We start from the raw sequence: 7139 nt of genomic DNA, 5'->3' as shown, positions 1-7139 counted from the left end.
CTGCGCGAGTCGGGAGGGGGACGCTCCCAGCGCGGCGGGGCGGCCCTTGCGCGGGAGCGCTGGCAGGGGCCGCGCCAGTTTTCGAGCGCGGTTGTTCTTGCGCCAAAATGGCGCTCCAACCAACACGGAGAGAACACACCATGCTCGCAGTCGTTGCTATCTGCATTGGCGCCAGCCTGGGCGCGCTGGCGCGTTGGCGGCTGGGGTTGTGGCTCTCCACGGCGGGCTCGGTGCTGCCCTGGGGCACGCTGGCGGCCAATCTGGTGGGGGGCTACCTGGTCGGGGTCTGCGTGGCCGTGTTCCAGGCCCTGCCGCAGCTCGATCCGACCTGGCGGCTGGCGCTGGTCACGGGCTTCCTGGGCGGGCTCACGACGTTTTCGAGTTTCTCGGCCGAGGTGGTGGGCATGCTGCTGCAGCAGCGCTATGTGCTGGCGCTGGGCACGACCGGGCTGCACGTGGCGGGCTCGCTGGCGCTCACTGTCTTGGGCATCCAGAGCGCCACCTGGTTTCTCGCACAGCGTGCCTGAGGCGGTTGCTCACAAAAAGAGCACCCTTGCGCCAGAAAGTGCCACAGAACCTCGGCACAATGGCCCTATGGACGCCAATACCCAACTCAACGAGAGCCGCCTGGCCGATGCCTGGGCCGAACTGCAGAACCACGCCTCCCAAGGCAACCCCCTGCACGCCGATGCCTACCGCCTGGCGTTCGCGGACCCCGAATTCCTGTTCCGCCGCGAGACGCGCGGCATCCGCTTCCAGCTGGAGATGCTCAAGCCCGACCTCGGTCAGGCCGCGCAGGGCATCGAGAGCACCGTGGTGGTCTACGGCAGTGCGCGTTTCGTCGCGCCCGACGAGGCGGCCGAACAGCTGGCTGCAGCCGAGGCCGGCGGTGACGAGGCGGTGATTGCCAAGGCACGGCAGGCCGTGCGCAATGCGCGCTACTACGACCTGGCCCGGCAGTTCGCCCGCCTGGTGGCCGAGCACAGCGAGCGCAATGCCCCGGCCGACCGCATCTACGTGTGCACCGGTGGCGGCCCCGGCATCATGGAGGCCGCCAACCGCGGCGCCCACGACGTGGGCGCGCTCAACGTGGGCCTGAACATCGCCCTGCCCCACGAGCAGAGCGGCAACCGCTTCATCTCGCCCTCGCTGTGCTACAAGTTCCACTACTTCGCGCTGCGCAAGATGCATTTCATGATGCGTGCCAAGGCGCTGGTGGCCTTCCCGGGCGGCTTCGGCACGCTGGACGAGCTGTTCGAGGTGCTGACCCTGGTGCAGACCGGCAAGGCCAAGCCCGTGCCCATCGTGCTCTTCGGCACCGACTACTGGAAGCGCCTGGTCAACTTCGACGTGCTGGTGGAGGAAGGCACGATCTCGCCGCAGGACCTCAAGCTCTTCCACTACACCGATGATCCCCAGGAAGCCTGGGACCTGATCAAGGCGTTCTACAAGATCTGACGCCGCGCAGGCACCCGGCGCCGACCGGCGCGGCGCTGATGCCCCGCCGTGGGGCCATCAGCGTATCGGCGGTGGTGCCGGGGGCAGCAGGATCACCCCTGGCGGCAGCACAAAGATCGGCGTGGTCGGTGGCGGTGGCACCGGCCGGGGTGGTGTAGTCGTCGGCGGAGCGGTGGTTACAGGTGGCGTGGTGGTGGGCGGCGTTGTCACAGGCGGCGTGGTCGTCGGCGGTGTGGTGGTGCCCGGCGTGGTGGTGGTCCCGGTACCGGTGGTGGGCGGTGCCGGGGTGGGCACCTGCGTGGACGGTGGGGCCGGCACCGGTACGGGCGCAGGCACCGGTGCCGGAACCGGTGCTGGCACAGGTACAGGCGACGACGGTGGGGTCGGCGTTGGCAGGGGCACGACCGGATCTTCCACATGCGGTGGGGGTGCTACATGCACCGGTGGCGGCGAGGGCGGCCGCGGAATCACGAACACGCTGCTGCGGTGGCCATCACCCTGCAATTGGTCGCCCGCCATCTGCGGCAGGGGCAGCGCCGGCAGGGGCAGCAGTGCGCGCGTGTTCGTGTACACCGGCAGCTTCTGGCTGGAGAGCACCAGCACCGACTCGCCGGCCTTCACGCCCACGCAGCCGGCCTCGGTGCAGACCTCGATCTCGTCCTGTTCGCCCGCCACGGTGAGCTGGCCCTGGGCATTGAAGCCCACCAGGAAGGCCGAGCCGCGGATGCCCACCACGGCCGTGGGCGTGATGACCTTGTAGCTGCCCGGGTTGCGCTTGCCGATCAGGCCCGTGATCGCACGCATGCCGCCGCGCAGCAAGGTCACCGCAAAGCCGTCCTGCGCCACGTCGCCACTGTCGGAATACCGGGTCACGGTGAACTGCGAATCCGGGTACAGCGCCACCAGGCCGCCGTCGGTGAAGCGGATCTGCGCGCGGCCTGCGCTGCCGGTCAGCAGCACGTCGCCCATGTCCACCTCGGCCCCCTTGGCCACGCCGGTGGTGGCATCGCCCCGGCGCAGACTGACCTCGCCGGTGGCGAACTGCACCAGCCCGGCTGCAGCGAGTGTGGAAGCCGGCCACGCGGCCACCATGGCCATCAGCAGCGCAATGCGGGACAGGCGAGGTTCGGTCGTCATGAAGTACCCCTTCTGCATCAAAACTCACGGCGTACGGTGACGGACCAGATGCGCCGCCTGTATTCGGAAACCGGCAGGGTCGAATCGTTGTGCGTGCCCGTCCACTGCGGCGTGACACGCCAGGCCGTGGCGGGGATCCATGACACGCCCAGCGAGGCATTCACCTGCCGGTCACGCCGCACCACGGCAAAGAAGGGGTCGGCAGCGCCATAGCGGCGCCGCTCCCAGTCCAGGTTGGCAAACAGCGCCCAGTTGCGGGCCAGCGCCAGTTGCCCGCCGGCACGCGCGCCCACCAGGCGGTGGCCCAGGTAGTCCACGCCGGCCGCATCAGGCTCCTCGCGCCCGCCATGCAGGCCCGCATAGGCCAGGCTGCCATCGCGGAACACATGGGCATACGAAGTGCCCAGCACCGTGCGCTGCACGTCGCGCAGCGGCTGCGTGGGATAGTGCAGGCGGGCCGACTGCAGGAAACTGCCCCATTGCCGGAAGCCATCGAACCGGTAGATCCATTCGCCCAGCACACCGCCGATGGTGCGCAGGCGCGTGCCGTCGAGCGCATAGTAGGAGCCCTGGCCCTGCACGATGAGTTCATGGCGCTCCGAGCGCCAGGCCACGCCGGCACTGGCATCGAACTGGTCGGAGTCGAAGGCCCCTGCCCCACCCTCGTTGCGGCGGGGCGTGCCGGCGGCCGCGCCGACCAGGGACCAGCGCGAGTCCAGCACGTAGCGCCCGCGCACCGCAACCAGCGCCGCCAGGAAATCGGAGGACCGCGCCAGCGCCGAGGGCGCCAGCGTCCATGCCGGAGTGCCCGGCACGGGCGAAGGCAGCAGCATCGACGCCGGCCCGGCATTGACGTTGGAATCGTGGCCCAGCGCCAGCTCGGCATAGCCCTTGAGGGTGGAGCCGCCCTCGCTCGCGGCCCGGTCGTAAGACACGAGGAACTGGTCGATGCTGAGCGCGGCATCCACCGGAATGCCCAGAGCGCGCGCGCGTTCCGAGAGAGCCAGCACCCCGCGCTGGTCACCTACCGCATACAGGGCGCGGGCCAGGGCCACCTGCGCGGCCATGTCATCCGGCTGTGCGGCCACCACGCGCTCCCAGGCCAGCACGGCACGGCTGTACTGGCCTGCGGCATGGGCGGCATGGCCCATGGCGGCATCGAAGGCCGGATCCCCGGCGCGGGCGGCCTCCAGCGGGTCGAGCAGGTCAAAGGCCTCACGGGCCGCACCGCCTTGCACCAGGGCCGCCGCCCGGTCGAGCAATGCATCGGCATGGGCGGCGCCAGCAGCAAGCGCCAGACCGAGCAGAACCGGAACCAGCCGCAGCAGCGGCCTGCGACAAGACAGACGAACAATACCCATGGGAGATCTCCTCAAGCGGGCAATGGCGTACCGTTGCGGGGATGGCCGCGTCGTGGGCAGCAGCGCTGATCCATTCGCTTGCAGCGATTTGCAAGCAATGTGAGCAGACGCTACCGGAATCTACTCCGATTTGGCCCGCATGGGAGATTTGTTACAAGCGCGGCAGCGGGTGCGCCTCTCAGTGCCCGGCCTTGGGCGCGCCCATGTTCCAGGCCATGCGCGCGCCCGCTCCCACGGCGGCGCCCACCACCCAGAACACCCCGCCCACGCCGATCACGGCACCGGCGGTGCCGAACAGCATGGGCATGAGCACGCTCGATGCATTGATGGCCATCAGGCGCAGGCCCAGCGCCTCGCCGTGGCGGTGGGAAGGCGTGATCTGGTGCAGCAGGCTCATCACCATGGGCTGCACCGAACCCAGCGCAAAGCCCAGCAGCACCGAACACACGCCCATCGTGAGCGCGGTGGGCATCACGGGGTAGACCGCGAACAGCACCGCCGTGACCACCATGGCCACGGCCACCACCACGCGCTCGCGCAGGTGCTCGGCCACCAGGGGCATCAGCACGCGGATGAAGGCCGCGGCAATGGCGAAGGCGCCCAGGATGGAGCCGATGACCGAGGCCGACAGCCCGCGCTCGTGCCCGATCAGTGGCACCACGAAGGTGTGCACGTCCCAGCACGAGGACAGGATCCAGTTGACGATGAGCAGGCGCCGGAAGGGCACCTCGTTCATCAGGTCCCAGGCACGCTGGGGCGGTCCGCCGGCCGCGGCGATCACCGGCGGCAGCTCGACCGTGTCGCGCACCCAGAACCAGGTGGCCAGCGGCAGCAGCGCCATGAGCGCGAACGCGGCGCGGTAGCCCTGGGTATCGCCCGCGATGACGCCGCCATGGTCGATCATGAGCCCGGCGCAGAACGGCCCGACAAAATTGGACACCGCCGGCCCGATGGCCAGCCAGCTGAACACCTGCTTGAGCGCCGTGGCGTCGTGGGCCGCGCGGCCTACATGGCGCTGCAGCGCAATCGTGGCGGCGCCCGTGGCGCCCCCGGTGGCCAGCGCCGCCAGGCACAGCACGGGGAACACCGGGAACACCAGCGCGGCGGCAGCGCCTGCGGTGGCCACCGCCACCGCATAGCCCACCGGGCGCTTCAGGCCATGGCGGTCGGCATAGCGCCCGGCCGGCAGCGCCAGGAACACCTGCGTGAGCGCGAACAGGGCGAGCAGCACCCCCACGGCGGCGGCGCTGTAGCCCTCGCGCAGGGCCAGCAGGGGGGCGGCCAGGCGCATGCCCGCCATGCAGGCGTGCACGCAGATCTGGCCGGCGATCAGGCGGGCCAGCGCCACGTTCACAGCAGCTCGTCCTGGGCGTCAGCGGCCGACATGGGCGGGCGCAGCTTGGGCACCACGCCGGCCGCATCGGGTGCGGGCAGGTCCTGCACGTCGCGCAGGCGCTTCTGGATGGCGCGGGTGCGCACGCCCACTTCTTCAAAGCGCTTGGCGGCCGAGTCGATGGACTTCTTGGTCGCCTCCACCACGTCGCCGAACTTGGCGAACTCGGTCTTCACCATGCCCAAGAGGCTCCAGACCTCGGACGAGCGCTTCTCGATGGCCAGGGTCTTGAAGCCCATCTGCAGGCTGTTGAGCATGGCCGCCAGGTTGGCCGGGCCGGTGATCATCACGCGGCAGTCGTTCTGCAAGGCCTCCACCAGGCCGGGGCGGCGGATCACCTCGGCGAACAGGCCCTCGGTGGGCAGGTAGAGCACCGCGAAGTCGGTGGTGTGCGGGGGCGAGACGTACTTGGCGAAGATCTTCTTGGCTTCGAGCTTGATCGAGGCCTCGAAAGCATTGCCGGCCGAGGCGATGAGCCCCTTGTCCGCCGCGTCCTGCGCGTCCATGAGGCGCTGGTACTGCTCCACCGGGTACTTGGAGTCGATGGGCAGCCACACGGGGTGCTCGTCGCTCCTGCCCGGCAGGCGGATGGCGAATTCCACCAGGTCGTCGCTGCCCGGCACGGTCTTCACGTTGCGCGCGAACTGGTCGGGCGTGAGCACGTTCTCGATGATGGCCCCGAGCTGCATTTCGCCCCAGGTGCCGCGCGACTTCACGTTGGTCATCACGCGCTTCAGGTCCCCCACGCTGCCGGCCAGGGTCTGCATCTCTCCGAGGCCCTTGTGCACCTGCTCCAGGCGGTCGCTCACCAGCTTGAAGGATTCGCCCAGGCGCTGCTCCAGCGTCGCGTGCAGTTTTTCGTCCACCGTGCGGCGCATCTCCTCGAGCTTGGTGGAGTTGTCGGCCTGGATCGCGGCCAGGCGCTCGTTGAGCGCGTTGCGCAGCTGCTCGGCATTGGTCTGGCTGCCCTGCAGCATGCCCGTGAGCTGCTGCGAGACGGCGTCCTGCAGCACCGAGAACTGGTGGCGGATCTGGTTGCCGTTGGCTTCGAGCTGGTCCTTGAGCGCGCCGGACATGGTCCCGAGCTGGCTCTGGATGTCGCCCTTGAGCGAATCGAGCGTGGTGCGCGTGGCCAGCGTCAGCGCCTCGAAGCGCTCCTGGATGCGCTTTTCGAACAGCACCCCGCTCTCGGTCATGGCCTCGCGCGACTTGACGCTCTCGGCCGCCAGCGCCGCCGTGGTGGTGGTGAGCTCGGTGCGAAAACCGGTGAGTGTGTCCGACAGCTCCTTGCGCGCCACGGCCGAATCGGCCTGGCCCTGGGCCAGGTTCTCCAGCAGCGCCTTGCGGCTGTCCTCCAGCCGGCCGGCCACCACCTGCTGCAGTCCTTCAATGCGCTGCTCCAGCCGGCCCTCGAACACGCCAAAGGCCGCCAGCAGCTCGGCGCGGCCGGTGCGCGACTCGGTCACGGCCTGGGCCAGGCGTTCGTCCACGGCGTGGCGCACGGTTTCGAGCGTGGCCTGCGTGGTCTGCGTGAAACCTCGCATCTGCTGGGCCAGGGCCTCCATCCCGCCATCGTTGCGGGCCACGGCCAGCTGCGTGGCCTGGGCCGTCTGCTCCAGGGCCTGCAGGCGGGCCGCCAGTTCGGGCGGCAGATCGACGCGCGGGCGGCGCAGCAGCACGAGCACCAGCAGCAACAGGACGAGGGCCAGCGCGGCCAGCAGGATGAGGGTGTCGGTGGTCAAAAGCGGGGCTGGGCTAGAAAGAGCGCACCAGGGCGGTGCGCGAAAGCA

6 protein-coding genes are annotated in these 7139 nt (G+C 69.7%); 2 read left to right on the top strand and 4 right to left on the bottom strand.

Features of this window, described 5'->3' with window-relative positions; translation table 11 throughout:
- Positions 1 to 140: 140 nt before the first annotated feature.
- Entirely contained in the window at positions 141 to 527 is a 387-nt protein-coding gene (gene crcB / locus PMI14_RS23340; protein ID WP_007857936.1) for a fluoride efflux transporter CrcB, read from the top strand.
- A gap of 67 nt (positions 528 to 594) precedes the next feature.
- Complete coding sequence (locus tag PMI14_RS23335; protein ID WP_007857935.1) at positions 595 to 1458, top strand: TIGR00730 family Rossman fold protein; 864 nt, start codon at positions 595 to 597, stop codon at positions 1456 to 1458.
- A gap of 57 nt (positions 1459 to 1515) precedes the next feature.
- Here the strand turns inward: PMI14_RS23335 and PMI14_RS33695 are convergent, their stop codons facing one another.
- From PMI14_RS33695 to rmuC, 4 genes are all read right to left on the bottom strand, one after another.
- Positions 1516 to 2595, bottom strand: coding sequence for a FecR domain-containing protein (locus PMI14_RS33695; RefSeq protein ID WP_199234353.1), 1080 nt, complete (start codon positions 2593 to 2595; stop codon positions 1516 to 1518).
- Positions 2596 to 2612: 17 nt separating this feature from the next.
- Entirely contained in the window at positions 2613 to 3956 is a 1344-nt protein-coding gene (locus PMI14_RS23325) for a surface lipoprotein assembly modifier (protein ID WP_007857932.1), read from the bottom strand.
- Between the two features lie 178 nt (positions 3957 to 4134).
- A complete protein-coding gene (locus tag PMI14_RS23320; protein WP_007857931.1) occupies positions 4135 to 5310 on the bottom strand; it encodes an MFS transporter in 1176 nt (391 codons plus the stop codon).
- Entirely contained in the window at positions 5307 to 7091 is a 1785-nt protein-coding gene (rmuC, locus tag PMI14_RS23315) for a DNA recombination protein RmuC (RefSeq protein WP_007857929.1), read from the bottom strand. The genes PMI14_RS23320 and rmuC overlap by 4 nt, the downstream gene beginning before the upstream one ends.
- Between the last annotated feature and the right edge of the window lie 48 nt (positions 7092 to 7139).

The organism is Acidovorax sp. CF316 (genome assembly GCF_000276605.1).
In the GTDB taxonomy this organism is placed as follows: Bacteria; Pseudomonadota; Gammaproteobacteria; order Burkholderiales; family Burkholderiaceae_C; genus Acidovorax.
The sequence above is the reverse complement of the archived record's forward strand: the minus strand, read 5'-3'. Positions and strand labels throughout refer to the sequence as shown.